The 25,888-nt window shown below is 74.4% G+C and carries 24 protein-coding genes and 1 tRNA gene; 19 read left to right on the forward strand and 6 right to left on the reverse strand.

From position 1 onward, the window contains the following. Positions 1-55: 55 nt before the first annotated feature. The 3 genes from QWY29_RS00905 to QWY29_RS21030 all read right to left on the reverse strand — a co-directional run bounded on the left by QWY29_RS00905 (position 56) and on the right by QWY29_RS21030 (position 1,849). A complete protein-coding gene (locus tag QWY29_RS00905; protein WP_300958753.1) occupies positions 56-430 on the reverse strand; it encodes an MscL family protein in 375 nt (124 codons plus the stop codon). A 40-nt stretch (positions 431-470) separates the two neighbouring features. Continuing rightward, positions 471-1,100 (reverse strand): SAF domain-containing protein, encoded by a 630-nt coding sequence (locus QWY29_RS00910; protein ID WP_300958754.1) that lies wholly within the window; start codon positions 1,098-1,100, stop codon positions 471-473. A gap of 425 nt (positions 1,101-1,525) precedes the next feature. Next, positions 1,526-1,849 carry an FmdB family zinc ribbon protein gene (locus QWY29_RS21030; RefSeq protein ID WP_336621823.1) on the reverse strand — a complete coding sequence of 108 codons (324 nt, stop codon included), beginning with the start codon at positions 1,847-1,849 and terminating at the stop codon, positions 1,526-1,528. Between the two features lie 95 nt (positions 1,850-1,944). Between QWY29_RS21030 and QWY29_RS00925 the strand changes: the two genes are divergently transcribed. After that, entirely contained in the window at positions 1,945-4,590 is a 2,646-nt protein-coding gene (locus tag QWY29_RS00925; protein WP_300958755.1) for a penicillin acylase family protein, read from the forward strand. Here the strand turns inward: QWY29_RS00925 and QWY29_RS00930 are convergent. Then, positions 4,562-5,155: a 5-formyltetrahydrofolate cyclo-ligase gene (locus QWY29_RS00930; RefSeq protein WP_300958756.1), complete on the reverse strand. Its 594-nt coding sequence runs from the start codon at positions 5,153-5,155 to the stop codon at positions 4,562-4,564. The genes QWY29_RS00925 and QWY29_RS00930 overlap by 29 nt on opposite strands. A 23-nt stretch (positions 5,156-5,178) precedes the next feature. On the opposite strand from QWY29_RS00930, the gene QWY29_RS00935 reads away from it, so the two are divergent. The 18 genes from QWY29_RS00935 to QWY29_RS01020 all read left to right on the forward strand — a co-directional run bounded on the left by QWY29_RS00935 (position 5,179) and on the right by QWY29_RS01020 (position 23,960). Then, a complete protein-coding gene (locus QWY29_RS00935; protein WP_300958757.1) occupies positions 5,179-6,576 on the forward strand; it encodes a UTP--glucose-1-phosphate uridylyltransferase in 1,398 nt (465 codons plus the stop codon). 2 nt (positions 6,577-6,578) lie between these two features. Next, entirely contained in the window at positions 6,579-7,814 is a 1,236-nt protein-coding gene (gene glp, locus QWY29_RS00940) for a molybdotransferase-like divisome protein Glp (RefSeq protein WP_300958758.1), read from the forward strand. Beyond that, entirely contained in the window at positions 7,814-8,299 is a 486-nt protein-coding gene (gene moaC, locus QWY29_RS00945) for a cyclic pyranopterin monophosphate synthase MoaC (RefSeq protein WP_300958759.1), read from the forward strand. Before glp ends, moaC begins: the two co-directional genes overlap by 1 nt. Continuing rightward, positions 8,296-8,826 (forward strand): MogA/MoaB family molybdenum cofactor biosynthesis protein, encoded by a 531-nt coding sequence (locus tag QWY29_RS00950; protein ID WP_300958761.1) that lies wholly within the window; start codon positions 8,296-8,298, stop codon positions 8,824-8,826. Before moaC ends, QWY29_RS00950 begins: the two co-directional genes overlap by 4 nt. Then, the gene (locus QWY29_RS00955) at positions 8,823-9,428 is read left to right on the forward strand and encodes a GNAT family N-acetyltransferase (protein WP_300958762.1); all 606 of its coding nucleotides are present in this window, start codon (positions 8,823-8,825) and stop codon (positions 9,426-9,428) included. Before QWY29_RS00950 ends, QWY29_RS00955 begins: the two co-directional genes overlap by 4 nt. A 103-nt stretch (positions 9,429-9,531) precedes the next feature. Further along, positions 9,532-10,407, forward strand: a complete 876-nt coding sequence (sepX, locus tag QWY29_RS00960) for a divisome protein SepX/GlpR (RefSeq protein WP_300958763.1) — start codon at positions 9,532-9,534, stop codon at positions 10,405-10,407. 81 nt (positions 10,408-10,488) lie between these two features. After that, positions 10,489-10,564, forward strand: a tRNA-Ala gene (locus QWY29_RS00965). Positions 10,565-10,650: 86 nt separating this feature from the next. After that, positions 10,651-11,163 carry a hypothetical protein gene (locus QWY29_RS00970; RefSeq protein WP_300958764.1) on the forward strand — a complete coding sequence of 171 codons (513 nt, stop codon included), beginning with the start codon at positions 10,651-10,653 and terminating at the stop codon, positions 11,161-11,163. Positions 11,164-11,359: 196 nt separating this feature from the next. Further along, complete coding sequence (locus QWY29_RS00975; protein WP_300958765.1) at positions 11,360-12,358, forward strand: BMP family protein; 999 nt, start codon at positions 11,360-11,362, stop codon at positions 12,356-12,358. Position 12,359: 1 nt separating this feature from the next. Further along, a complete protein-coding gene (locus tag QWY29_RS00980) occupies positions 12,360-13,955 on the forward strand; it encodes an ABC transporter ATP-binding protein (RefSeq protein ID WP_300958766.1) in 1,596 nt (531 codons plus the stop codon). Next, the gene (locus QWY29_RS00985; protein ID WP_300958767.1) at positions 13,952-15,064 is read left to right on the forward strand and encodes an ABC transporter permease; all 1,113 of its coding nucleotides are present in this window, start codon (positions 13,952-13,954) and stop codon (positions 15,062-15,064) included. The genes QWY29_RS00980 and QWY29_RS00985 overlap by 4 nt, the downstream gene beginning before the upstream one ends. Next, complete coding sequence (locus QWY29_RS00990) at positions 15,061-15,984, forward strand: ABC transporter permease (RefSeq protein ID WP_300958769.1); 924 nt, start codon at positions 15,061-15,063, stop codon at positions 15,982-15,984. Before QWY29_RS00985 ends, QWY29_RS00990 begins: the two co-directional genes overlap by 4 nt. 202 nt (positions 15,985-16,186) lie before the next feature. Continuing rightward, a complete protein-coding gene (locus QWY29_RS00995) occupies positions 16,187-16,903 on the forward strand; it encodes a response regulator (RefSeq protein ID WP_300958770.1) in 717 nt (238 codons plus the stop codon). After that, complete coding sequence (locus tag QWY29_RS01000) at positions 16,900-19,515, forward strand: DUF4153 domain-containing protein (RefSeq protein ID WP_300958771.1); 2,616 nt, start codon at positions 16,900-16,902, stop codon at positions 19,513-19,515. Before QWY29_RS00995 ends, QWY29_RS01000 begins: the two co-directional genes overlap by 4 nt. Before the next feature lie 474 nt (positions 19,516-19,989). Beyond that, positions 19,990-22,137 carry a DEAD/DEAH box helicase gene (locus QWY29_RS01005; protein WP_300958773.1) on the forward strand — a complete coding sequence of 716 codons (2,148 nt, stop codon included), beginning with the start codon at positions 19,990-19,992 and terminating at the stop codon, positions 22,135-22,137. Continuing rightward, entirely contained in the window at positions 22,137-22,598 is a 462-nt protein-coding gene (locus QWY29_RS01010; RefSeq protein ID WP_300958774.1) for a hypothetical protein, read from the forward strand. Before QWY29_RS01005 ends, QWY29_RS01010 begins: the two co-directional genes overlap by 1 nt. 83 nt (positions 22,599-22,681) lie before the next feature. Next, positions 22,682-23,797 (forward strand): carboxylate-amine ligase, encoded by a 1,116-nt coding sequence (locus tag QWY29_RS01015; protein ID WP_300958775.1) that lies wholly within the window; start codon positions 22,682-22,684, stop codon positions 23,795-23,797. 28 nt (positions 23,798-23,825) lie between these two features. Beyond that, on the forward strand, positions 23,826-23,960 hold the full coding sequence (locus QWY29_RS01020; protein ID WP_300958777.1) for a hypothetical protein: 135 nt from the start codon (positions 23,826-23,828) through the stop codon (positions 23,958-23,960). A gap of 571 nt (positions 23,961-24,531) precedes the next feature. Here the strand turns inward: QWY29_RS01020 and QWY29_RS01025 are convergent. Both QWY29_RS01025 and QWY29_RS01030 read right to left on the reverse strand, forming a co-directional pair. Further along, complete coding sequence (locus QWY29_RS01025; protein ID WP_300958778.1) at positions 24,532-24,948, reverse strand: pyridoxamine 5'-phosphate oxidase family protein; 417 nt, start codon at positions 24,946-24,948, stop codon at positions 24,532-24,534. Continuing rightward, entirely contained in the window at positions 24,945-25,811 is an 867-nt protein-coding gene (locus QWY29_RS01030; protein ID WP_300958779.1) for a TspO-related membrane protein, read from the reverse strand. The genes QWY29_RS01025 and QWY29_RS01030 overlap by 4 nt, the downstream gene beginning before the upstream one ends. Positions 25,812-25,888: the final 77 nt, after the last annotated feature.

The raw sequence follows: 25,888 nt of genomic DNA on the forward strand, positions 1-25,888 counted from the left end.
TGCTGGACCCGGGCCGGACCCAGGTCCGGGGATCAGGTTCGGGTCAGACCTGGTGTCAGACCTGCGGACGCTGTGCGGCGAGCAGGTCGCGGATCTCCTGCAGCAGCTTGATGTCCTCGGGCGTGCCGGGAGGCGCGCTCGGGAAGTAGCGCTCCTTGGCCTTGACGTAGGGCGTCACGACGAAGAAGTAGACGACCGCGGCCAGGATCAGGAACGCCACCAGGGCGGTCAGGAACGGGCCGATGAGGACGTCGCCGGGGGCGAAGTTGTCGAAGTTCGGCTCGTTGCCGCCGGTGATCTTCGAGATGGCCGACATCAGCATGCCGGTGAACGCGGTCACCACGGCGGTGAACGCGGTGCCGATGATGACGGCGACCGCGAGGTCGACGAGGTTGCCGCGGAGCAGGAAGTTCTTGAAGCCGTCGAGCATGGTGCCTCCAGGGGTTCCGAGACGGGGGATGCCCGCCACGCTAGCGGCTCCAGGCGAAGGTGAGGAAGGCGCGCGTCGCCGCGTCGGCGACCGCGGTCACCTCTGTGGGGCCGGCGCCCACGACCACCAGGCGCCCGGTCAGCCCGTTGCCGCCGACGGCGGGGTCGTCGTCGACGGGCAGCGCGAGGACAGGTACGCCGCCGGCGACCACGTCCGCGCCGCCGGCGCGCGGGTCGGCCGCCAGCAGGTCGATCCGGTCGCCCACCTCCAGCAGGGCGGCCATCCCGGCGTCGGGCAGCCGCACCGGCACCGCGACCAGGTCCGGCCGGCCCTCGGTCAGCCCCGGCCCGACCAGCCGCACGTCGGTGACCGGCTCACCGGCCCGCACCGGCGCCGCGAGCACCCGGCCCACCGGGTCGGCCAGGTCGGCGGGCGCGCTGCCGGGTGACCAGGCCGCTCGCACCACGTCCCCGGTGGTGACGACCTCGCCCGCGGGCAGGTCGCGGGCGGCCACCGTCACCGCCACCGTCGCGGGCGCGGGCCGGGCGGTGGCCTGGAGCGCGGCGGCCACGGCGACGGCGGCGAGCACCGCGGCCAGCAGCCGGCGGCGCGCCAGCACCGCGCGGCGTACCGCTCGGGCGGGACGGGTCAGGCGGTTGGACAGGCGCATGCCCCGACGGTAGGAGGATCCGCGCCCGCGTGCGTCGCGCTCTCCACAGGCCCCGCCCGCCGGTCCCGGCTGGTCGAGTAGCGCGCGCTGGCGTCGCCCGGCTGATTGAGGAGCGCGCGCTGGCGCGCGTCTCGAAACCTGCCGCGGCGTGGGCCGCGCCGGCGTGGAGGTTTCGAGACGGTTGCTGCGCAACCTCCTCAACCACCCGGGGCCTCTCCACAAGCCCCGCCGGTCGGTCTCGGATGGTTGAGGAGCGCGCGCTGGCGTCGCCCGGCTGGTTGAGGAGCGCGCGCTGGCGTCGCCCGGCTGGTTGAGGAGCGCGCGCTGGCGCGCGTCTCGAAACCTGCCGCGGCGTGGGCTGCGCCGGCGTGGAGGTTTCGAGACGGTTGCTGCGCAACCTCCTCAACCACCCGGGGCGGGTGGGGTCAGGAGGCGGCGGGGGTGCTGCTCGAGGTGGTCGAGGCCGAGGAGGTCGAGCTCGACGAGGAGGAGCTGTCCGAGGACGAGGAGCCGGAGCTGCTCGACGAGCCCGAGGAGGACCCCGAGGCCGCGGTGTCGGTCGAGGAGGAGCCCGAGCGGCTGTCGGTGCGGTAGAAGCCCGAGCCCTTGAAGACGACGCCGACAGCGTTGAACAGCTTGCGCAGGCGGCCGGAGCACTGGGGGCACTCGGTCAGGGCGTCGTCGGAGAAGCTCTGGAACTGCTCGAAGGCGTGACCGCACTCGGTGCAGGCGTACTGGTAGGTCGGCAACGTCATCTCCGGGTCTGAGCAGAGGAGGGGGGTGAGAGGTCTTGGCACTCTCGTCGTGCGACTGCCAATTCTACGGCACGGCAGAATGACGCACCATGCCCGACCAGCAGACGCCCACCCCGCGCCGCCGGCGGCGGCCGCTGGCCGCGCTCCGCGCCTGGCCGCGCTGGGCCCGGGTCACCACCTACGTCGCCGCCGGACTGGTGCTGGTGCTGGTGGCGGGGGCAGTCACCCTCGGCGTGGTGCTGCGCCGTCCGCTGCCGGAGTGGTCGGGCACCGCCGAGCTGCCGGGCCTCGACGCCGAGGTGGAGGTGGTGCGCGACGAGCACGGCGTGCCGCAGGTCTACGCCGACACCCTCGACGACCTCATGCGGGCGCAGGGCTACGTGCAGGCGCAGGAGCGGTTCTTCGAGATGGACGTGCGCCGGCACGCGACGGCCGGTCGGTTGGCGGAGATGTTCGGCGAGGCGGGCCTGGCCAGCGACAAGGCCGTCCGCACGATGGGCTGGCGCCGGATCGCCGAGCGCGAGCTCGCGGTCGTGGCGCCGCGGACCCGCCAGGCGCTCGAGGCGTACGCCGCGGGCGTCAACGCCTACCTCGACGACCGGGCGCCGTCGCAGCTGGCGGTGGAGTACTCCGTCCTCAACGCCTCCGGCCTCGGCTACCGGCCCGAGGACTGGTCGCCGGTGGACTCGCTGGCCTGGCTCAAGGCGATGGCGTGGGACCTGCGCGGCAACATGGGCGAGGAGGTCGACCGGGCGCTGACCGCCGCCGCGGTGGGCCGGGAGCGCGCGGAGGAGCTGTGGCCGGCGTACCCCTTCGACGAGCACGCGCCGATCGTCGACGGCGGCGCGGTCGTGGATGGCGTCTTCGAGCCGGAGGCCACGACGGGCGGCACCCGGCTGCCGCAGCGCCCGCCCTGGGGCGAACGGCGTGGTGACGCCGAATCCGGGGGCGGCCCCTGGGAGCCGGGGCTGCGACGCGTGCGGGCGGCCCTGGACGCGGTGCCCTCGTGGCTGGGCCGCGGCGACGGGATCGGCTCCAACAGCTGGGTCGTCGACGGGAAGCACTCCGCGACCGGCGAGCCGCTGCTGGCCAACGACCCGCACCTGGGCGCCTCGATGCCGGGAGTGTGGATGCAGATGGGCCTGCACTGCCGCACGGTCTCGGCCGCCTGCCCGCTGGAGGTCGCGGGCTTCACGTTCTCCGGCGTGCCCGGCGTGGTGATCGGCCACAACGCCGACGTCGCGTGGGGCTTCACCAACCTCGGTCCGGACGTCTCCGACCTCTACCTCGAGCGGGTGGTCGGCGACGGCTACCGGTACGACGGCGAGGTGCTGCCGCTGCGGACCCGCACCGAGACGATCGAGGTGCGCGGCGCCGACCCGGTCACCATCGAGGTGCGCGCCACCCGCCACGGGCCGCTGCTCTCCGACGTCGACGACGACCTGGCGGCGGTCGCCGGGACGGGCCCCGCGACCGAGCAGGGCGAGCCCGAGGAGGAGCAGGCCGTCGCGCTGGCCTGGACGGCGCTCGAGCCGACGACGACCGCCGACGCGATCCTGGCGATGAACACCGCGACCGACTGGGACTCCTTCCGCGACGCGGCCTCGTCGTTCGCGGTGCCGGCGCAGAACCTGGTGTACGCCGACCGCGCCGGCCACATCGGCTACCAGGCCCCGGGTGTGGTGCCGGTCCGCAAGTCCGGCAACGACGGCCGGTGGCCGGCCGAGGGCTGGCGCCCGGAGGACGACTGGACGGGCGAGACGGTGCCGTTCGAGGGGCTGCCGCACGTGCTCGACCCCGAGGAGGGGTTCGTCGTCACCGCCAACCAGGCGGTCGTCGGCCAGGACTACCCCTACGCGCTCACCCAGGACTGGGACCGCGGCTACCGCTCCCAGCGCATCCGCGACCTGCTCGTCGCCGAGGGCGAGCTGTCGGTCGCGGAGATGCTCGACGTGCAGCTCGACGACCTCAACCCGATGGCCGCCACGCTCGTGCCCTACCTGCTCGACGTCGACCTGCCGCGCGGCTACGCCTCCGACGGGCAGCGGCTGCTGGCGGACTGGGACGGCTCGCAGCCCGCCGACAGCGCGCCCGCGGCGTACTACAACGTCGTGTGGCGCACCCTGCTCGAGCTGGCCTTCCACGACGAGCTGCCCGAGGAGGTGCGGCCCGACGGCGGGCAGCGCTGGTTCGCGGTGGTCAGCCGGTTGCTGCAGCGGCCCACCGACCCGTGGTGGGACGACGTGACGACCGAGGACGTCGTGGAGCGGCGCGACGACGTGCTGCGCTCGGCCCTGCTCGAGGCGCGCGACGAGCTGACCCGGCTGCAGTCGCTGCACCCCGAGGACTGGTCGTGGGGCGGGCTGCACACCCTCGACCTCCGGTCGCCGACGCTGGGGGAATCCGGCATCGGGCCGGTGGAGGCGCTGGTCAACCGCGGCGGCTGGGAGGTGGGCGGCGGCTCGTCGGTCGTGGACGCGACCGCCTGGGACGCCGCCGAGGGGTACGCCGTCACGTCGGCGCCCTCGATGCGGATGGTCGTGTCGCTGGCCGACCTCGACGACTCGCGCTGGATCAACCTGACCGGCGTCTCCGGCCACCCGGCCAGCGGGCACTACACCGACCAGACCGACCTGTGGGCCCGCGGGGAGACGATCGCGTGGCCGTTCAGCCGCGAGGCCGTCGAGGACGCGGGGGAGGACGTGCTCAGGCTGGTGCCGACCCGAAGCGGGTGACCCCGCGCGGGGTCGCCGCGGCCAGCACCGCCCGGTCGTGCGGCTCGACCGGCACGTCCAGCCCGACCTCGTCCTCGCCGAGCAGCACGCACGTGAACGTGCCGACCGGCACCCGGGCGAGCGCCCGGTCGTAGGACCCGCCGCCGCGGCCGAGCCGCATCCCCGTCGGCGAGACCGCGAGCCCCGGCACGAGCACCACGTCGGCGGTCGCGACCGCGTCCACGCCGAGCGAGTCCACCGGCTCCACCAGGCCCATCCGCGCCGGCGCGAGGGCGTCCGGCCCGCGCCAGGTGCCCCAGTCCAGGTCACCGTCCGAGAGCAGGCGCGGCAGCAGCACGCGCTTGCCGGCCGCCGCCAGGGCGTCGAGGAGGGCGGAGGTGCCGGGCTCGCTGCCGACCGAGACGTACGCCGCGACGGTCGCCGCGCGGCGTACCTCCGGGGTCGCGAGGAGGTGCTCGGCGGTGGCCCGCGCGTCCGCGCCCAGGTCGAGCAGGGAGCGCCGCCGGCGCGCGGTGAGCACCTGGTCGCGCAGGGCGGTCTTGGCGGGCAGTTGCCGGTCGCTCACCACCCGAGCCTACGATCGGCGGCATGGGTAGTCCTGGCCTGGTGAAGGCACGCGAGAAGATGCTCGCCGCAGGCGTCGACGAGGTCGCGATCGAGACCTTTGCGCACTACTACCGGCTCCTCGAGCACGGTGAGACCGGGATGATCCCGGAGTCGGCGATCGAGCCGGTCGACATGGAGTCGCTGGCCGACGTCGAGGTGCCGGCCGAGGCCGGTGCGGCGGCGCTGCGGACGACGGCGGTCATCAAGCTCAACGGCGGCCTCGGCACGTCGATGGGGATGGACCGGGCCAAGTCGCTGCTGTGCGTGCGGCGCGGGCTGTCGTTCCTCGACATCATCGCCCGCCAGGTGCTGCACCTGCGCAAGGCCCACGGCGCGACGCTGCCGCTGATCTTCATGAACAGCTTCCGCACCTCCGCCGACACGATGGCGGCGCTGGCGCGCTACGAGGACCTGCCGGTCGAGGGCCTGCCGCTGGAGTTCCTGCAGAACAAGGAGCCCAAGCTCCTCACCACCGACCTCACCCCGGTGTCCTGGCCCAAGGACCCCGACCTCGAGTGGTGCCCGCCGGGCCACGGCGACCTCTACACCGCGCTGCGCGGCACCGGCCTGCTCGACCGGCTGCTCGAGGCCGGCTACGAGCGGGTCTTCGTCTCCAACTCCGACAACCTCGGCGCCGTGCCGGACCCGGCCGTGGCCGGCTGGTTCGCCCGCTCGGGCGCGCCGTTCGCGATCGAGGCCGTGCGCCGCACCCCCTCGGACCGCAAGGGCGGGCACTTCGCCCGCCGCCGCTCCGACGGCCGGATCGTGCTGCGCGAGACCGCGCAGACCCTCGACGAGGACAAGGACGCGCTCGCCGACCTCGACCGGCACCAGTTCTGCTCGACCAACAACCTGTGGTTCGACCTGCGGGCGATGAAGGACGCGCTCGACGTCCGCGAGGGCATCCTCGGGCTGCCGATGATCCGCAACGTCAAGAACGTCGACCCCGGCGACACGTCCTCCCCCGAGGTCGTCCAGGTCGAGACCGCGATGGGTGCCGCGATCGAGGTCTTCGAGGGCTCGCAGCTGATCGAGGTCGGCCGCGACCGGTTCGTGCCGGTCAAGACGACCAACGACCTGCTGGTGCTGCGCTCGGACGTCTACGACATCGGCCAGGACTTCGTGCTCGACCAGGTCGCGGGCGAGATCCCGTTCGTCGACCTCGACCCCGAGCACTACAAGCTGGTCGGCGAGTTCGACAAGCGCTTCCCCGAGGGCGCGCCCTCGATGCGCGAGGCGTCCTCGCTGCGGGTCGGCGGCGACTGGACCTTCGCCAGGGGGGTCTCGGTCGTCGGCGACGTACGCCTCGACGGCGCCTCGAACGGCCGCATCGACGCCGGCACCGTGCTCGGCGAGCCCTCCGCGTCCGCGGACGGGTGACCGTGGCCGACCCGGCGCCGCGCACGGTCGACCAGCACCTCGCCGAGGTGCTGGCCGCGGTCGAGCCCCTGGCCCCGTCCCCGCAGCCGCTGATGGACGCCCTCGGGCTCGCGGCCGCCGAGGACGTCGTCGCCACGCTGCAGCTGCCGGGCTTCGACAACTCCGCGATGGACGGGTACGCCGTGCGGCTGGCCGACGTGGCCACCGCGACCGAGGAGTCGCCGGTCCACCTGCCGGTCGTCGGGGAGATCGGCGCCGGGCAGTCCTCCGGCCTGCTGGCGCTCGCGCCCGGCACCGCCGCCAAGATCATGACCGGCGCACCGGTGCCGACCGGCGCGGACTGCGTGGTGCCCTACGAGTGGACCGACCGCGGCGTCGCGCAGGTCCGCGTCGAGCGCGCCCCGGCCGCCGGGCAGCACGTGCGGCGGGCCGGCGAGGACGTCGCGGTCGGCGACCTGCTGCTCGAGGCCGGCACCGTGCTCGGCCCCCGCCACCTCGGGCTGCTGGCCTCCGTCGGCCGGCCGACCGTGCTCGCCCGGCCCCGGCCGCGGGTCGTCATCCTCTCGACCGGCTCGGAGCTGCGGGAGCCCGGCCAGCCGCTGGGCACCGACTCGATCTACGACGGCAACTCCTTCCTGCTCGCCGCGTCCGCGCGCCGCGCCGGGGCGATCGCCTACCGCGTGGGGATCGTCCCCGACGAGCCGCGCGCGTTCCTCGACGCGCTGGAGGACCAGCTGGTCCGCGCCGACGTCGTGGTCACCTCCGGCGGGGTCTCCCAGGGCGACTTCGACGTCGTCAAGGAGGCGCTGCGCCCGCACGGGGTGTGGTTCGGGCCGGTCGCGATGCAGCCGGGCAAGCCGCAGGGCTTCGGCTTCGTCGGCGAGGACCGCGTGCCGATCTTCACGCTCCCGGGCAACCCGGTCTCCTCCTACATCTCCTTCGAGACCTTCGTCCTCCCGGCGCTGCGCAAGCTGATGGGCCTGCTCCCACACGCCCGTCCCCAGGTCCGCGCCCGGCTGACCCACGCCGTCACCTCCCCGCCCGGCAAGCGGCAGTTCCTGCGCGGCGAGCTCGACGTCACCGGCGCCGGCGTGCAGGTCGCGCCGGTCGGTGGGCCCGGCTCGCACCTGGTCGGCGACCTCGCCGCGTCCGACTGCCTGATCGTCGTCCCCGACGACGTCACCGCCCTGGCCGCCGGCGACACGGTGTCGGTGGTCCGGCTCGACGAGGAGTTCTGATGAGCGACCAGCCCAGCCCCCGGCTGACCCACGTCGACGAGGCCGGCGCCGCCCGGATGGTCGACGTCTCCGTTAAGGACGTCACCGCCCGCACCGCCACCGCGTCGGGCCGGGTCCTGGTCTCCGCCGACGTCGTCGCGCTGCTGCGCGGGGCCGGTGTGCCCAAGGGCGACACGCTCGCGGTGGCCCGGCTCGCCGGGATCATGGGCGCCAAGCAGACCTCGACGCTCATCCCGCTGTGCCACCCGCTGGCGCTCTCCGGCGTGGTGGTCGACCTGGTCGTCGCCGACGATGCGGTCGACATCACCGCGACCGTCCGCACCACCGACCGCACCGGCGTGGAGATGGAGGCGCTCACCGCCGTCGCCGTCGCCGGGCTGACGGTCATCGACATGGTCAAGGCCGTCGACAAGGCCGCCGTGATCACCGACGTGCGGGTCGAGACCAAGACGGGCGGCAGGTCCGGGGACTGGGCCCGGCCGTGACCGACGCTGCTGCCGGCGCCGGCGGGTTGCCGGCCGCGGTCGTCGTGGCGTCCAACCGCGCGGCGGCCGGGGTGTACGACGACACGACCGGCCCGCTCATCGTCACCTGGCTGACCGGGCTCGGCTTCGCGGTCGGCCCGCCCGCCGTCGTGCCCGACGGCGAGCCGGTGGGCGAGGCGATCCGCGCCGCCGTCGACGCCGGCGCCCGGGTCGTGCTGACCACCGGCGGCACCGGCCTCACCCCGACCGACCGCACGCCCGACGTCACCCGCCCGCTCCTGGACCGGGAGGTGCCCGGCATCGCCGAGGCGATCCGCGCCCACGGCACCGCCAAGGGCGTCGCCACCGCGGCGCTGTCGCGCGGGCTGGCCGGCGTGGTGGGTACCTGCCTGGTCGTGAACCTCCCCGGCTCCCGCGGCGGCGTCAAGGACGGCCTGGCCGTGCTCGAGCCGCTGCTGGTCCACGCCGTCGAGCAGGTCGTCGGCAGCGACCACCCGCGCGAGGGGACGGCGGGGGAGCCGGCGTGAGCCGCGCCTGGCCGGTCCGGCTGACCTCACGCGGGGTGACGCTGCGGCCGCTGTCGTACGCCGACGCCGGCCCGTGGCGCTCGGCCCGCAGCCGCAACGCCGCGTGGCTGCTGCCGTGGGACGCGACCGTCCCGCCCGGCGGCGACGCCCGCCCGACGTCGTACCGCTCGCTCGTCCGGCGGCTGCACTCCCAGGCCCGCCAGGGGGTGACCTACCCCTTCGCGGTCGAGGTCGACGACACCTTCGCCGGCCAGCTCACCGTCAACAACGTGGTGCGCGGGTCGGCGCTGTTCGCTTCGATCGGCTACTGGCTCGACCGCGACTTCGCCGGCCGCGGGGTGATGCCGCGCGCGGTCGCCCTGGCCGTCGACCACTGCTTCACCTCCGTCGGCCTGCACCGCGTCGAGATCGCGATCCGGCCGGAGAACTCCAACTCGCTGCGCGTCGTGGAGAAGCTCGGCATCCGCGAGATCGGCTACGCCCCCCGCTACCTCCACATCGACGGCGCCTGGCGCGACCACCGGCTCTACGCGATCACCGCCGAGGAGTGCCCCGGCGGGCTGCTGGCCCGCCTCGACGCGGGGGCCGGCCCGGACATGTGACGGCGGCGGCGCGACCCACGGACCACACCAGTCACAGCAGCCATTTGCGACACACCCCTTGACATCGGCCCCAGCAGCGGTCCGCGCACCTACGCTCGGCTCCGTGGACCTGAGCGCACTCATCTTCGTCGCCCTCGCGGTGGCCTGGGCCGTCTACCTGATCCCGAAGGCGCTCAAGCACCACGACGACGTGCAGCGCAGCCGGTCGGTGGACCGGTTCTCCGACACCATGCGGGTCCTGGCGCGGCGCGAGCCCGCCGGCTCCCGCGGTGGCCGCCTGGTGGTGACGCCGGGCCGCCCCGCCGACGAGGCGGTCGTGGTCACCAAGCCGTCGGTCCGCGTGCCCGCAGGGTCGCCGAGCGTACGCCGCGCGGCAGCCGCGCAGGCCGCCCGCCGGCGCCGTCGGGTGCTCGGTGGCGTGCTGGTGCTCAACGCCGTGGTCGTCGGTCTCGCCGCGACGTCGGTCGTGACCTGGTGGTGGGTCGCCGCGCCCGTCTCCGTGCTCGTCGCCTGGCTCGTGGCGTGCCGGCTCATGGTCCGCCAGGAGCGCTCGGCCCGTCGACCGGCCGCCCGCATCCCCGTCGTGGCCGAGCCCGTCGAGCAGCCGGCCCAGGAGGCCGACGCGCCCGCCGCGGAGGCTGCGCCGGCCGAGGTCCCCGCTGCCGAGGCGCCCGAGCAGGTCGACGACGACACCCAGGGCTTCGAGGCCGTCCGCGTCGAGGACCAGCCCCGCGTGGTCCCGGCCGAGGTCGACCCGTCGCTGTGGGAGCCGGTGCCGGTCACCCTCCCGACCTACGTCACCAAGCCCGCCGCCCCGCGCCGCACGGTCCGCACCATCGACCTCGACGCGACCGGCGTGTGGACCTCCGGCCGCACCGACGCGGACGCCGCGATCGCCCGCGAGGCCGACCAGGCCGCGCGCGCCGCGAAGAAGTCCCAGGCCGCCTCCGCCGACGACCACCGGGCCGTCGGCTCCTGATCCAGGGCTGATTCGGCACCCGCTGAGCCGGGTGCTAACGTCTTCCCTCGCGTCCCGGGTGCATCGCCCAGGGGTCGCACTGGGGCTGTGGCGCAGTTGGTAGCGCGTCTCGTTCGCAATGAGAAGGTCAGGGGTTCGAATCCCCTCAGCTCCACCACCCGGCAACATCCAGCACCACCTCGCACGAGCCCGGTCGCCACGCGACCGGGCTTGTCTGCTTCCCGGGCGGGGTAAGCAGCAGGCGTGACGTCCTCCCCGCCGCCGTACCCGGGCCAGCCGGCGTACCCGACGTACCCGGGTCCCCCGACGCCGCCGCCGCCCCGCATCAGCACGACCGCGAAGGTGCTCGTCGGCGTGGGCGCGGCCTGCCTGCTCCTGTTGTGGGGCATCGCGACGGTCTTCTTCCTCGGGGTGCTCGGCGGGCTGGGCGACCGGCTGGCCGGGGACCAGGACCTCGCCGACCTGCGGCCGCAGGAGGCGTGCGAGCGGGCGGTGACGGAGGCGGTGCGGATCAGCGCCGAGCAGGAGCCGGCCGTGCTGCTCGAGGACGTCACGGACCTGGTGGTGCTCCGCGACGAGCGCGACGACCACGAGCTGCCGAGCGGCGACACCGACGCCACGGTGCTGAGCTGCCGGGGCACCGGCGTGTGGTCCGACGGCGACACCACGACCCCGGTGCTGGTGGGGGTGACCGTCGACGCGGACGGCGTGCTCTACGTCTTCTACGAGGCGACCGGCCCACTCGTTACCGGCTAGTCGCCCACCGACTTCACCTTGTCCGGCCACCTCCGGACCTCACAACATCGGCCACGAGCCTTTGGCACGTTCGGCCCGATCGAGAGAGGTCCCTACCTACCTAGGTTGTGAGGCACACCGCAGGGCCCGGAGCAGGACCTGACCTGCTCGTCCGGGGGCGGAAGCCCTGCCGATGAAACTCTTGAGGAGCACGCCGATGCGTCCTGTCCGTCTCGCCGCCGTCGCCACCGCCCTGACCATGGGCCTGGCACTCGCAGGCTGTGGAGGATCCGACGAGGGCGGGGACGGTGGCGGTGACAAGGTCGCCGGCATCTTCTCCGGCCCGGTCACCGATGCCGACCTCAACGCCCTGGGCCTCGACGCCCTGAAGGCGGCGGAGAAGGACGGCGCGTCGGTGTCGTACGCCGAGAGCGTCGCGGTCCCCGACATCGAGGGCAAGCTGCGCCAATACGTCTCCAGCGGCTACTCGGTCGTGTGGACCCACGGCTCGCAGTTCTACGACGCGACCGCGAAGGTGGCCAAGGAGAACCCGGACGTCAACTTCATCGCCGAGTTCGACGGCGTCCCGGAGGACCAGCCGGAGAACCTGTGGGTCATCGACCGCAACTTCCACACGGTCTTCTACCCGCTCGGCGTCCTCGCGGCGAACCTCTCCTCGTCCGGCAAGGTCGGCTACCTCGGCGGCCTCTCGCTGCCGTTCTCCTACGCCGAAGTCCATGCGCTCGAGCAGGGCATCGAGGACTCCGGCAAGGACGCCGACCTCAAGCCGGTGTGGACGGGCGACTTCAACGACACCGTCAAGGCCACCCAGTTCACCTCGCAGCTGCTCAGCGGCGGCAACGACATCATCGTCACCTCCCTCAACCTCGGCGTCGTCGGGGCGTTCGAGGCGATGAAGGGCACCGAGGCCGGCAAGAACTGGATCACGGTGAAGTACACCGACAAGTCCGCCAACGACCCCGAGCACTACGCCGCGACCGTGCTCTACGACTTCGCGACGCCGCTGCAGTCGATCCTCGACGAGATCGAGGGCGGCACCACCTCGGGCGTCTACGTCATGGGCTTCGGCAAGGGCGCCGACGTGTCCATCGGCGACAACGTCCCCGAGGACGCCAAGAAGGCCGCGGAGAAGGCCGTCGCCGACGTCGAGAGCGGCGCCACCGAGGTCGAGCTCGACCAGTCCGAGGTGAAGTGACGTGACGACGACGGCCCGCCTCGAGATGACCGAGGTGGTGAAGACGTTCGGACCCGTCCGCGCCCTCGACTCGGTCTCCCTCGAGGTCGGTGCCCGCGAGGTCCACGGGCTGCTCGGCGGCAACGGTGCCGGCAAGACCACCTTGATGAACGTGCTGTTCGGCCTCTACAAGGCCGACTCCGGCACGGTGCGGATCGACGGCCGCGAGGTCACGATCACCTCTCCGCGCGACGCCATCGAGCTCGGCGTCGGCATGGTGCACCAGACGTTCCTGCAGGTCGACACCTACACGGTGGTCGAGAACGTCGTGCTCGGCACGCCTCTGGAGGGCGGCTCGCACCGCGCCGGCCTGGCCGCGGCCCGCGCCAAGATCGCCGAGATCAGCGAGCGGTTCGGCCTGGACGTCGACCCGGACGCCGTGGTCGAGGAGCTCCCGGTCGGCGTACGGCAGCGCGTGGAGATCATCAAGGCGCTCTACCGGGGCGCGAAGGTGCTCATCCTCGACGAGCCCACGACCAACCTGACGCCCCAGGAGGTCGACGCGCTCTTCGCCTCGCTGCGCACGATGGTCGCCGAGGGCATGAGCGTCATCCTGATCACCCACAAGATCCGCGAGACGCTCGCGGTCTGCGACAAGATGACCGTGATGCGCGACGGCGCGCGGGTCCAGACCCTCGACCGCGCCGACACCGACGCCGAGCACCTCGCGGCCATCATGGTCGGCGAGAGCCACGGCAGCTACGAGACGCCCACGCTCACCGAGGCCGTGGCGCTCGGGACCGAGGCCCCGGGCGCCGTCGTCGGCGAGGAGCACGTCGGGGGCTTCGAGCCCGGCGTGTCCGTCGTCGGCGCGACCGTCCGCAACGACCACGGCGTCGAGCTGGTCTCCGGCTTCGACCTCGAGGTCGGCAAGGGCGAGATCGTCGGCTTCGCCGGCGTGGCCGGCAACGGCCAGGTCGAGCTCGCCGAGGCCCTCGCCGGGGTCCGCCCGCTGGAGCGCGGGTCGATCACGGTCCACGGGTCCGCACTGTCGGGCAAGCCCACCGCCCAGTGGCTCGACGGCGGCGTCGCCTACGTGCCCGAGGACCGTCACCGCGACGGCATCCTGCCCACCTCGGGCATCACCGAGAACCTCATCCTCGGCTCCCACCGCAGCGCACGCGTACGCCGCCGGGGACTCATCGACTGGCGGGCCGCGCGGCAGCGCGCGGCCGAGGCCATCGACAAGTTCTCCATCCGCGCCGACTCGCCGGCCACCCGTGCCGGCGACCTGTCCGGCGGCAACATCCAGCGCGTCATCCTCGCGCGAGCCTTCGCCCACCGGCCGCGGCTGCTGATCCTGCACAACCCCACCCGCGGCCTGGACATCGGCTCCACACGCTTCGTCTACGAGCAGATCCGCGAGGCCACGGCCGCCGGCTGCTCCGTCGTCGTGATCTCCGAGGACCTCGACGAGGTCATCGCGATCGCCGACCGCGTCATCGCGCTCTACCAGGGCACGCAGGCGGGGGAGTGGGCCAGCAGCCAGGTCGACCCCTACGAGATCGGACGCCGGATGACCGGCCTCGGCACCGCGTCCGTCGGAGGAGCCGCATGAGCACCATCGAGCAGAACCCACCCAGCCCGGGCGGCCCGCCGTCCGCGCCGCCGCCGGCCGCCAAGGGTCGGGGCGCCGGTGCGGCCGCGGGCATCGTGTGGACCCTCGCTCCCTACGTGGTGTCGGTCCTCCTCGCCTTCCTGGTGGGCGGCGCGCTCATCCAGGCGATGGGCTACCCCGCCGTGGACGCCCTCGAGGCGGTGCTGACGAGCTCCTTCGACAGCCGCTTCGGCCTCATCGAGACCCTCCACAAGTGGGTCCCGATCGTCCTGTGCGCCTACGCCTTCGCGATCCCGCTGGCCACCGGCAAGTTCAACATCGGCGCCGAGGGCCAGATGCTCCTCGGGGCCACCGGCGGCGCGGCCATCGGCATCACCTTCTCCGACCTGCCCGCGATCGTCCTGCTCCCGGCGACCCTCGTCGCCGGCGTGCTGGCCGGCGCGGTGTGGGCCGGGATCGCCGCGCTGCTCCTCGTGCGCTTCCGCGTCAACGAGGTGCTCAGCACCGTGCTGCTCAACTTCGTCTCCTTCAAGCTCATCGACTGGGTCGCCACCAAGGTGTGGCCGGACGCGGGTGCCGGGCACCCCGCCACGACCCCCGTCGGCGAGGGCGCGCGCCTGCCGCTCATCGGCGAGGCCCCCGGCCTGCACAGCGGCGTGCTCCTCGTGCTCGCGCTCGCGATCTTCATCGCGGTCGGCATGCGCTTCACCCCGACCGGCTTCGAGATGCGCGCGGTCGGCGACAACCCCCGGGCCTCGCTCATCAACGGCGTCCGGACCTCCCGCCTGGCCGGTGCCGGCTTGGTGCTGGGCGGCGGTGCGGCCGGTCTCGCCGGCGCCATCGACGTCGCCGGCGTCCACGGCCGGATGCTCGAGGGCATGCAGTCGAACTTCCTGATCCTCGGCATCATCGTCGGGCTGATGGCGCGCGGCTCGATGCTCGCCCTGCCGTTCGTGGCCTTCGGCATCGCGGTGCTGGAGTTCGGCGCCGGGACGATGCAGCTGGTCGCCGCCGTACCGGTCGAGATGGTGCTCGTCATCGAGGCGCTCATCCTGCTGTTCCTCCTGCTCAGTGACCTCGTCCGCAACCGCCTGAGGGGTGCCGCATGAGCGAGTTCCTTGCCCTGGTCGTCCCCATGTGGGTGGTCTTCACCCTCGCCGCGCAGGGCACGATCCTCAGTGGTCGCACCGGCGTCTTCAACGTCACCCAGGAAGGCGTGATGGCCCTCGGGGCGTCCGTCGGGTTCGTCGTGGCCTACAAGCTCGAGTCCAACCTCGGTGGCCTGTTCATCGCCTTCCTCGTGGGCGCGCTGGTCGGCCTGGTGCTGACCGTCATGACCACGCAGCTGCGCATGGACCAGTTCGTCGTCGGCCTGGCGCTGTTCTTCGCGGCGACCGGCGCGGCCGGCCTGCTCTACCGCGAGGTCATCGGCGTGACGATGACGCCGCCGAAGATCGACACGCTGACCAAGTACGACGTGCCGCTCCTCTCCGACCTGCCGGTCATCGGGGAGCCGCTGTTCCGCCAGGACTACGTGTTCTTCTTCGTCGTGGTGCTCTCGATCGCGATGTACTGGTTCATGCAGCGCACCGGCGCCGGGCTGGACTTCCGCTCGGTCGGTGAGAACCCGAAGGCGGCCGACAGCCTCGGCATCAACGTCAACCTCGCCCGGACCTGGTCGACGATCGTCGGCTCGGGCCTGGTCGCGATGGCCGGTGCGTACTTCCCGCTCCACTTCACCGGCATCTACACCGACGGCATGATCGGCGGCCGCGGCTGGCTGGTCATCGCGCTCGCGTTCCTCGGCGGGTGGCGTCCGCTGTACGTCGTCGCCGGCGCCGCGTTCTTCGCCGGCATGGACGCGCTGGGGCAGAAGGCCCAGGTCATCGGCCTCGGCATCCCGCACCAGTTCATCGAGATGCTGCCGTTCGTCGCGACCCTGCTGGTGATGGTCTTCGCCTTCCGCTGGGCCCGCCAGCCCGCCCACCTGGGGCTGAACTACGACCGCGAGTCGCGACTCGCGGGCTGAACGTCGACGGTCCTCGTGACCGGCGCCGAGAGCACGAGGCCGTCCGCCCTCCGGGGTGGGCGGTCTCGTGCTGTTGCCGGGTCCTGGTGGCCGGACACTTCCGCGCACTTGCGCGGTTGCAGCGCCTGATCGGGCCGATCTCCACACGACCTCCACACGTCGTCCCCGGACCGAGCGGCTCCGCGCTCCTACGCTCTCGTCCATGACCAGCACCCGCCGCCGCGTCCTTGTCGTCGAGGACGACCCGGTCATCAACCAGGCGGTCGCCGACCGCCTGGTGGCCGAGGGGTACGACGTCGTGCGGGCCGTCGACGGGCCGGCCGCCGTGGCCGCGCACGCCGAGCACCGGCCCGACGTGGTCGTGCTCGACGTGATGCTCCCCGGGTACGACGGCCACGAGGTGTGCCGCCGCATCCAGGCCGACCGGCCGGTGCCCGTGCTGATGCTGACCGCCCGGGCCGACGAGGCCGACGTGCTGGTGGGGCTCGCGGTGGGGGCCGACGACTACCTGACCAAGCCGTTCCGGATGAAGGAGCTGGTCGCCCGGGTCGCGGCGCTGCTGCGGCGGGTCGACCGTGCCGGGGAGATGGCGGGCCGGCGGGCGCTGGAGCTCGGCGACCTGCGGGTCGACCCGCCCGCCCGCCGGGTCTGGCGCGGCGAGGAGGAGGTGCGGCTGACACCCACCGAGTTCGACCTGCTGCTGTGCCTGGCGGCGACCCCTGGGGCGGTGGTCACCCGCGAGCGGCTGATGGCCGAGGTGTGGGGGTGGGCCGGCGCGTCCGGCACCCGCACCGTCGACAGCCACGTCAAGGGGCTGCGCGCCAAGGTGGGTGCGGAGCGGGTGCGGACCGTGCACGGCGTCGGCTACGCGCTCGAGGTGCCGGACCGCCCCGGCCGGCCCGGGGCGGGCACGCCGTGACGCCCCAGCCGCTGGCGGCGGTCCGCTCGATCAAGGTCAAGCTCGGGCTGCTCGTCGTCGCGAGCGTCCTGGTCGCGACCGCGGTCGCCACGCTCGGCCGCGCCGGCGGCGTACCCCCGTGGTTGGGGGTGCCCGTCACGGTGCTCCTCGCGCTCGCCGTGACCCAGCTGCTCGCGACCGGGATGACCTCGCCGCTGCGCGAGATGACCGCGGCCGCGCGGCGGATGGCGACCGGCGACCACGGCGTGCGGGTGCCGGAGGCGTCGCGCGACGAGGTCGGGGAGCTGGCGCGGGCGTTCAACACGATGGCCGCCGATCTCGCCGCCGTCGACCGGCAGCGCCGCGAGCTGGTCGCCAACGTCAGCCACGAGCTGCGCACGCCGCTCACCGGCATGCGGGCGCTGCTGGAGAACCTCGCCGACGGCGTCGGGCCCGCCGACCCCGCCGCGCTCCGGGCCGCGCTCGGGCAGGCCGAGCGGACCAGCCGGCTCGTCGAGGACCTGCTCGACCTCGCCCGCGTCGACGCCGGCCGCGCCCCGCTCGCCCCGCAGCCGGTGCGGCTCGGCGCGCTGCTGGCCGACGCGGTCGCCGAGGCCGAGGTGCTCGGCCGCCCGGTGACGTACGCCGTCCGCGTCTCGCCGCCCGACCTCGTCGTCGCCGCCGACCCCGCGCGCCTCCACCAGCTGGTCGCCAACCTCCTCGACAACGCCTCCCGGCACAGCCCCGCCGGCAGCACCGTGCGGGTGGAGGCGGCGCAGGAGGAGGCGGCGTACGTCGTCGAGGTGCACGACGCCGGGCCGGGTGTGGCCGCGGCCGACCGGGAGCGCGTCTTCGAGCCGTTCGGCACCCTGGCTGCGGGCGGCGTCGCCGGTGGCGGGACCGGTCTCGGGCTCGCCATCGCGCGCTGGGTGACCGACCTGCACGGCGGGACCATCGGCTTCGTCGAGCCCGAGGGCGGGCGGGGTGCGCGGGTGCGGGTCGTGCTGCCGCTGTCCCCGCCGGAGCGGGTGGCCGACGAGCCGGCCGGGTCCTCGGGTCTCGAGACGGTGGCTGCACCACCGCCTCGACCGGCCGAGACACCGCCCGAGGGACCGCCGGCTGAGGGACCGCCGGCCCAGGGGGCGGGCGGGACCGGGCTGCTGGACGACCTGTTCGGCGGGTTCTGGCCCGCTCGGGGGGTGCCGGCGCGGGTCGGCCTGCTGCTCGGCGCGGTGCTGACCGGGGTGCTCGCGGCCGCGCTGCTGCCGGAGCGGGCGCTGGGGCTCGGGACGTTCGTGGTGCTCCTCGCCGCGGGCGGCGTGCTCGTGGCTGCCACCCCGCACCGGCGGGACCCGTGGACGCTGACCTGCGCGGGGCTGTGCCTGCTGCTCGCGGCCACGACGCTCGTGCGCGACGCCGAGTGGGTGGTGGTGCTGTGCCTGCTCGCCGGCGTCGCGACCGCGCTGTGCGGGGTGACCCGGCCGCGGACCGCCGCCGGGATCGTGCTGACCGGGCTGGCGTGGCCGCTGGCCGGGCTGCGCGGGCTGCCGTGGCTGGGCCGCACCGTCGGCGCGCTGACCGGCCGGGGCCAGGGCGCGGCGGTGCTGCGCACGGTGGTGTGGTCGGTGCTGGGTCTCGTCGTCTTCGGCGCGCTGCTCGCCTCCGCGGACGCCCTGCTCGCCGAGTGGGTCGACGCGGCGGTCCCGGACCTGACCTCCGACCTGCTGGTGGCCCGGGTGTTCCTGACCGTCGCGGTCGGCGGGGTGGTGCTCGCGGCGGCGTACCTCGCCCTCGACGCGCCCCGCGTCGACCGCGCCGCCGGCGCCCCGCGACCGGTGGGGCGGCGGTTCGAGTGGCTGGCGCCGGTGCTCGTGGTGGTCGGGGTGTTCGCGGTCTTCCTCGCCGCGCAGGCGACGGTGGTGCTCGCCGGGCACGACCACCTGCGGCGGACGACCGGGCTGACCTACGCGGAGTACGTCCACCAGGGCTTCGGGCAGCTCACCGTCGCCACCGCGCTCACGCTGCTCGTCGTGTGGGCGGCTGCCCGCAAGGCCCCCCGTGCGACCGCAGCCGACCGGGCCTGGCTGCGCGGCGCGCTCGGGCTGCTGTGCCTGGAGACGCTGGTCGTCGTCGGCTCGGCGCTGCACCGGATGCACCTCTACCAGGAGGCCTACGGCTTCACGGCGCTGCGGCTGCTCGTCGACGTCGTCGAGGGGTGGCTCGGGCTGCTCGTCGTCGCCTCGCTGGTCGCGGGGGTGACGCTGCGCGCGGCGTGGTTCGCCCGGTTCGCGCTGGTCAGCGGGGTCGTCGCGCTGCTCGGGCTGGCGATCGTCGACCCCGAGGCGTGGGTGGCCGAGCACAACCTGGAGCGGTACGCCGACACCGGCCGCGTCGACTGGACCTACCTCCAGGGGCTCTCCGACGACGCCGTCCCCGCGCTGGTCGACGGCACCGCGGACCTCACGCCCCGCGAGCGGGCGTGCGCGCTCCTCGGCCGCCCGGGGACCGGGGCCGACGACGACCTGGGGGAGTGGAACCTGGCCCGGTCGCGCGCGGCCGACGCGCTCGACGGCGTACCCGTCGGCGGCGTACCTGTCGGCGGAGCGGCTGGGTCCTGCCCCGGGCAGGACTGAGCGTCGCGGGGCACGACGACCGGGCGCGCCGTGGGACTTGACCGACGGAACTCACGCTGGACCGACGAACCTTCATCGGTCCAGCGTGAGTTTCCTCGGTCCAGTCGACAGGTCCCTCGGTCCAGTCGACTGTTCCTCCGGTCAACCGGTGAATCAGTCGACCTGACCGACGAAGCCGTCCCCAGAGACCACTGACCAGCAACGTCCCCGCGGCCGGCGGCGTACCCCACCTGGGGCACGTCGCCAGTCGATCCCGCCGACGGCGGGTCGGCGCGCTACAGTGGAACGGCCGGACCGCGACGTGCGTCTCGTCGTCGCGACCGGAGCCGCGGCCACCGACCGGTGGTCGCCCGATCCACACCGCGTGCGGACGTCTGCCTCGCCAGCCGTCTCCTCGCCCCCGCAGCAGCGGCCGGCAGCGCGTGCGGTGTCGGTGTCCCGCCGTGCGCTGCACGGCACCGGGAGGAGAAGGCTTTGGCTCGAGGAGGCCAGCGCCGGACCGGCGCGCCCCGCAACGCCCCGCGCCGTCGTGCGCGTGAGCTCGACAACGAGGGACTGATCCCGGTCCTGGCCCGCGCGGTGCGCGAGGTCGAGGCCAGCGCCCAGCGCGGCGCGGTCAGCCCGTCGGCGCGCACGAAGTTCCAGGTCGTCGCCCTGCTGGCCCGCGAGGAGCGGACCCGGGTCAAGACCGACACCGAGGCGACGGAGGCCCAGCGCGCCGAGCAGCTCAAGCGGCTCGACGGCATCGGCACGATCCTCGCCAAGACCACCGCCCGCGACACCTCGCTGCTCTCGCTGCTCGCCGAGGACGCTCACGTCTCGGAGTCCGCGCAGGAGCTGCGGCTGCGGATGCTCCGCGCCGCGGGCAAGGAGCCCGACCCGGAGCCCGAGCCGGAGGACGACGCGCTCGCCGCGGCCCCCGTCCCCGAGCGCCGCATCCCGCAGTCGGTCGTCGCCCGCCAGTTGGCCAACCCGTTCCTGCCGCCCGACTTCAGCGTCGCCGAGGCCCGCAGCAGCCGCCCTCGCCGCCTGGCGACGTGGGAGCTGCTGGGCCCGCTCTTCCGCTCCTTCGAGTACGCCGGCGGCGGCGCCGTGTCGTGCATGCCGCTGCCCGACCTCGACGACGTCGCGGGCGACGTGAAGCTGCCCGGTGACCGCGAGCTGATGCCGCACCAGGCGCAGCTGGTCGCCTCCGCCGCGCGCGGGCACCGCTCCTTCCTGCTGGCCGACGAGCCGGGCCTGGGCAAGACCGCGCAGGCGCTGCTGGCCGCGCAGGCCGCCGAGGCGTTCCCGCTGCTCGTCGTCGTCCCGAACGTCGTCAAGACCAACTGGGCCCGCGAGGCCGGCCTGTGGGTGCCCAACCGCCCGGTCACGGTCATCCACGGCGACGGGGAGAACGTCGACGGCTTCGCCGACATCGTGGTCGTCAACTACGAGGTGCTCGACCGCCACGTCGGTTGGCTGGGCGACTTCGGCTTCCGCGGGATGGTCGTCGACGAGGCGCACTTCATCAAGAACAAGACCTCCCAGCGCTCCCAGCACGTCCTGCAGCTCTCGGACCGGATCCGCCAGCGGATCGGCCGGCCGCTGATGATGGCGCTGACCGGCACCCCGCTCATCAACGACATCGAGGACTTCCGGGCGATCTGGCAGTTCCTCGGCTGGATCGACGACAAGCGGCCGCTCGGCCGGCTGATGGACGCCCTCGAGGACACCGGGCTCACCCCGGCGGACCCGCCGTTCTACCCCGCGGCCCGCCGCTGCGTCATCGACATGGGCATCGTGCGCCGCCGCAAGGTCGACGTCGCCGCCGACATCCCGGCCCGCCGGGTCGCGGACCTGCCGGTCGAGCTCGACGACGAGGCCGGCCGCTCGATCCGCGCCGCCGAGCGCGAGCTCGCGCGCCGCCTCGTCGAGCGCTACGACACCGCGCTGGCCACCCGCACCTCGGGCGCCACGGTCGAGGGCATCGACCACGAGCTCGTGCGCCGGGTCGCGACGTGGGAGCGCGAGGACACCACCGACAACACCTCGGGCGAGAACGTCTTCGGCATGATGCGCCGCATCGGCCAGGCCAAGGCCGGGCTCGCCGCCGACTACGCCGCCCAGCTGGCGCGCAACGTCGGCAAGGTCGTGTTCTTCGCCAAGCACGTCGACGTCATGGACGTCGCGGAGGAGACCTTCGCGCGCCGGGGGATCAAGTACTCCTCGATCCGCGGCGACCAGACGCCCAAGGTCCGCCAGCGCAGCATCGACGCCTTCGTCGAGGACCCCGACGTCGAGATCGTCGTCTGCTCGCTCACTGCGGCGGGCGTCGGCCTCAACCTGCAGGTCGCCTCGAACCTCGTCCTCGCCGAGCTCTCGTGGACCGACGCCGAGCAGACCCAGGCGATCGACCGCATCCACCGCATCGGCCAGGAGGAGCCGGTCACCGCGTGGCGGATCATCGCCGCGCAGACCCTCGACACCCGGATCGCCGAGCTCATCGACAGCAAGGCCGGCCTGGCCGCCCGCGCGCTCGACGGCTCCGACGAGGAGCTGCCCAACAGCGCCGACGTGCAGCTCGAGGCGCTCGTCTCGATGCTCACCGATGCATTGGTACGCCGCGGGGACGCCGCCTGATGCGCCGGTCCCTGCCGGTGCTGTCCGTCGTCGGCCTGCTCGCGCTGGCCGGCTGCTCGTCTGAAGAGCCGCCGGTGCTCGGCGCGGACGGCTCCGGCGACTTCGCCCGTGAGGCGAAGGTGACCGCCACGCTGCGGACCGTCGACCCCAAGGCGGGACCGACCGGCCCCGCGGTGGGTTCGGCCCGCGCGCAGGCGGTCCAGGACGGCACCCGCCTCGAGGTGCGGCTGCGCGACGCCGAGCCGGGCAGCTGGGCCGTGCGCGTCGCGCCGGGCAGCACCTGCGAGGACGGCACCGAGGGTGACTCCGTCCCCGACGTGCCCGACCTCACCGTCGAGGACGACGGCCGCGGCCTGCTCGACACGACCGTCGACGTGCCGCTCGCCGACCTCGCCGGCGGTGCCGCGCTGCTGTTGGCCGGCCCGACCGGCCCTGTGTGCGGGGTGCTGGCCGACTACTGAGGACGACGTTCGGCGCGACTTAGGGGACCCGGCGCGGGGTAACGGTCGGCCACTGACGTCGACCGGACAGCGAGGTGGCCCCCATGGAGCCGCGGACCGTGGGGGTGGAGGAGGAGCTCCTCCTCGTCGACCCCGAGACGCGCGAGCCGGTGCCCGGCGCCCAGCGGGTGCTGGCGCGGGGTTCCGACGAGCTCGACCGCGAGCTCTTCCGCCACCAGGTGGAGGTGCAGACCCCGCCGGTCACCGACCTCGACGAGCTGCGGGCCCAGCTGGTCCGCGCCCGCCGGCTGGCCGGCGAGGCAGCCGAGCGAGCGGGCCTGCGCACGGCGGCGAGCGGCACCAGCCCGCTGCGCGGTGGTGAGCCGGAGGTGACGCGCGACGACCGCTACCTCGACATGGCGGAGCGGTACGGCGAGGTCGCTCGGCCCGAGGGCACGTGCGGCATGCACGTCCACGTCGCCATCGATTCTCCCGAGCAGGGGATCGCGGTGGTTGACCGGCTGGTGCCGTGGCTGCCGGTGCTGCTCGCGGTCACCGCGAACTCGCCCTACCACTCCGGCCGCGACACCCGGCACGCCTCCTGGCGCTCGCAGGTGTGGTCGCGCTGGCCCAGCGCCGGACCGACGGAGCCCTTCGGCACCCTCGAGCGCTACCGCGAGGTGGGGCGGCTGCTGGTCGCCTCGGGCGCGGCACGCGACGACGCAATGCTCTACTTCGACGCCCGGCTCTCCGCCGACCACCCGACGGTCGAGGTGCGGGTCGCCGACGTGTGCACCGACCCCGACGACGCCGTGCTGGTCGCGGCGCTCGTGCGTGCGCTCGTCACCCACGTGGCCGCGTGGCACGACGCGGGCGCCACCGGACCGCTGCACGGCTGGCCGGACGAGGGCGTGTGGCGCGTCGAGCTGGTGCGCGCCGCGCAGTGGCGGGCCTCGCGCTACGGCCTCGCCGACCGGCTGCTCGACCCGTGCAGCGCCGAGCCGGTGCCGGCGCGCGACGTGCTGACGACGCTGGTGGGGACGGTGCGCGAGGAGCTCGAGGCCGCGGGCGACCTGGAGCTGGTGCACCACGGCGTCGAGCGGGTGGTGGCCGCCGGTGGCGCGCCGCGGCAGCGGGCGGCGTACGAGCGCGGTGGCGGCGAGCTGGCCGCGGTCGTCGACGACCTCGTCGCGCGGACCAACGCCTGCTGGCGGGACTGACCCGGCCGCGGACGGTCACCGGACCCCCATGACCACCGAGCCGCTCATCCCCGAGCCCGTCACCGACCCGAACCCCGACGTCGTCCCCAGCACCGACCCGGCGACCGACCCGGTCCCCACGCCCGACGCGCCGCCGACCGAACCCGCCCCTGCCGGCGTCTAGGCCTGTCACCATGCGGGCGTGACCGCCGCGCCCCTCCCGGACGACCCGATCGGCACGCCGGGCTACCTCCGCGCGCCCACGCACCCGCGCCTGGTGCGGGCGCTGCTCGCCACGCTGGCGGTGGCCGCGAGCCTGCTCGTCCTCGGGGCGCCCGTCTGGTTCTTCATGCACGGCAGCGCGTCGGGCTGGACCGACGAGCGGGTCGTCACCGTCCGCGTGCCGGCCGACGCCGAGTGCCGCACCGGCCCGCCGCCCGGCAGCCCGCAGACCTGCGACGCGATCTGGCAGGAGGGTGGCGCCGAGGTCGAGGGCGAGGTCAGCGACCGCTACGGCGGCCCCGCGCCCGAGCCCGGTGACTCGGTCGAGGCGCGGGTGGTCGACGACGGGCTGGCGTTCACCGGCTACCAGGGCGTGCTGCTGCGCTGGGCGCTCGTCGCGCCGTACCTCGCCCTCGGCGGCCTGCTGCTCGCCGTCCTCGCGGTGGCCGGCCTGGTCCGGTTCGACCCGCGCTGGTCCGGCACCCGCACCGACCTCCCGCCCGCGGCCCCTCCGGCGCGGGCGACGCCGGCGGTCAGAACAGCCCGCGAGACCCCAGCAGCCGGTCGACGGAGATCCGCAGCGCCACGCGCTCAGGGTTCTCGCGGGGCTGGCGGTAGCGGGAGGCATACCGCTCGACGGCGCGCGCCACGTCGTCGGCACGGTCGGTGACCACGGCGGTCCCCTCCAGCGTGGACCAGCGGGCGCCGTCGACCTGGCAGATCGCGACCGCTCCCGGGGACCGCAGGTTGCGGGCCTTGCGGGAGTCCGGGCCGGTGATGACCCAGGCGCACTCCTGCTCGAGGTCGAGCGCGCAGCCGACCGGCACGACGTGCGGGCGGCCGTCCGGCCGCAGCGAGGTCAGCGTGCACAGGTGCCGCTCGGTCCACATCTCGGCGAGTGCGGGCGGCATCGAGGCGAGCCCGGACGAGGCCGGTGACCAGCTGGTCACCGGACCGCCGCCGCGTGCGAGGCGGGGGCGGTACCGCCCAGGGCAGGGGAGCGGCGGTGCCGCGCGACGGCGGCGAGGACGACGACCACGGCGGCGACGGTAGCGACGACCGCCACGGTCGTGGACTCCGGCTCCTCGGCGACCCGGCCGTAGGCCAGCCACCCGAGCCCCCAGGCGATCGCGGCCGCCACGGCCCAGCGGCCGCCGAACGCCCACGACATCCCGACGCCCACGGCGGCGACCAGCACGACCACGAGCGCGGACGGCAGCGCCGCCAGCGTGACGTCGTCGGAGGCGAGCGCCGCGGCGACGTTCGCGCAGGTCGCGACCGCGACCCAGCCGAGGTAGAGGCCGAACGTGCCGTCGACCGCCACCAGCTCGACCTTCGAGGTCGCCGGGTCGCGGTGGAGGCGGCGGACCAGCTCGACGAGCACGGCGAGCAGCGCGACGATCACCACGACGCTGCCCCAGACCTGGTCCTGCTGGGTGACGAGCAGCCAGCCGGCGTTCAGCACCATCGAGACGGCCGCGAGCCACCCGGTCGCGCGCATCCGCGACGAGGCGGCCTGGGCGGGCAGCCACTGCCAGATCGTGTACGCCGCCAGGCCGGCGTAGACGACCGACCAGATCGAGAACGCGGGGCCGGCCGGCGCCAGCAGCGTGGCGTCGTCGGAGAGCGCGCCGCCGGCGGTGTCGGCCACGGGCGTGCCGACGACGCCCGTGCCGATAAGCGTGCCGGTCACGCAGGCGATCGCGGCGACCGTCACGGTCAGCCGGCGGGCCAGGTCGGTGCGGGTGGGGCCGGACGCGCGTGCGGAGGCGCGGGCGTCCGCACCGGGTCGGTGGGTGTCGGTGGAGGTCACGTCCGCCAGGTACCCGCCGCACCCCACGGCTCATGACCCCGGCCGCCGACCCGGCACGGCCCGCCCTGCCATGATCG

It is taken from the genome of Nocardioides abyssi, from assembly GCF_030412915.1.
GTDB classification, from domain to species: Bacteria; Actinomycetota; Actinomycetes; order Propionibacteriales; family Nocardioidaceae; genus Nocardioides; species Nocardioides abyssi.

Bases quoted from the DNA above. Each gene is read 5' to 3' on its own strand.
- QWY29_RS00975 (WP_300958765.1), top strand. From the start codon at position 11,360: ATGCGTCCTGTCCGTCTCGCCGCCGTCGCCACCGCCCTGACCATGGGC.
- QWY29_RS00995 (WP_300958770.1), top strand. From the start codon at position 16,187: ATGACCAGCACCCGCCGCCGCGTCCTTGTCGTCGAGGACGACCCGGTC.
- QWY29_RS01015 (WP_300958775.1), top strand. From the start codon at position 22,682: ATGGAGCCGCGGACCGTGGGGGTGGAGGAGGAGCTCCTCCTCGTCGAC.
- QWY29_RS00905 (WP_300958753.1), bottom strand. From the start codon at position 430: ATGCTCGACGGCTTCAAGAACTTCCTGCTCCGCGGCAACCTCGTCGAC.
- QWY29_RS01020 (WP_300958777.1), top strand. From the start codon at position 23,826: ATGACCACCGAGCCGCTCATCCCCGAGCCCGTCACCGACCCGAACCCC.
- QWY29_RS00935 (WP_300958757.1), top strand. From the start codon at position 5,179: ATGGGTAGTCCTGGCCTGGTGAAGGCACGCGAGAAGATGCTCGCCGCA.
- moaC (WP_300958759.1), top strand. From the start codon at position 7,814: ATGAGCGACCAGCCCAGCCCCCGGCTGACCCACGTCGACGAGGCCGGC.
- QWY29_RS00985 (WP_300958767.1), top strand. From the start codon at position 13,952: ATGAGCACCATCGAGCAGAACCCACCCAGCCCGGGCGGCCCGCCGTCC.
- QWY29_RS00990 (WP_300958769.1), top strand. From the start codon at position 15,061: ATGAGCGAGTTCCTTGCCCTGGTCGTCCCCATGTGGGTGGTCTTCACC.
- QWY29_RS00910 (WP_300958754.1), bottom strand. From the start codon at position 1,100: ATGCGCCTGTCCAACCGCCTGACCCGTCCCGCCCGAGCGGTACGCCGC.
- QWY29_RS01010 (WP_300958774.1), top strand. From the start codon at position 22,137: ATGCGCCGGTCCCTGCCGGTGCTGTCCGTCGTCGGCCTGCTCGCGCTG.
- QWY29_RS00925 (WP_300958755.1), top strand. From the start codon at position 1,945: ATGCCCGACCAGCAGACGCCCACCCCGCGCCGCCGGCGGCGGCCGCTG.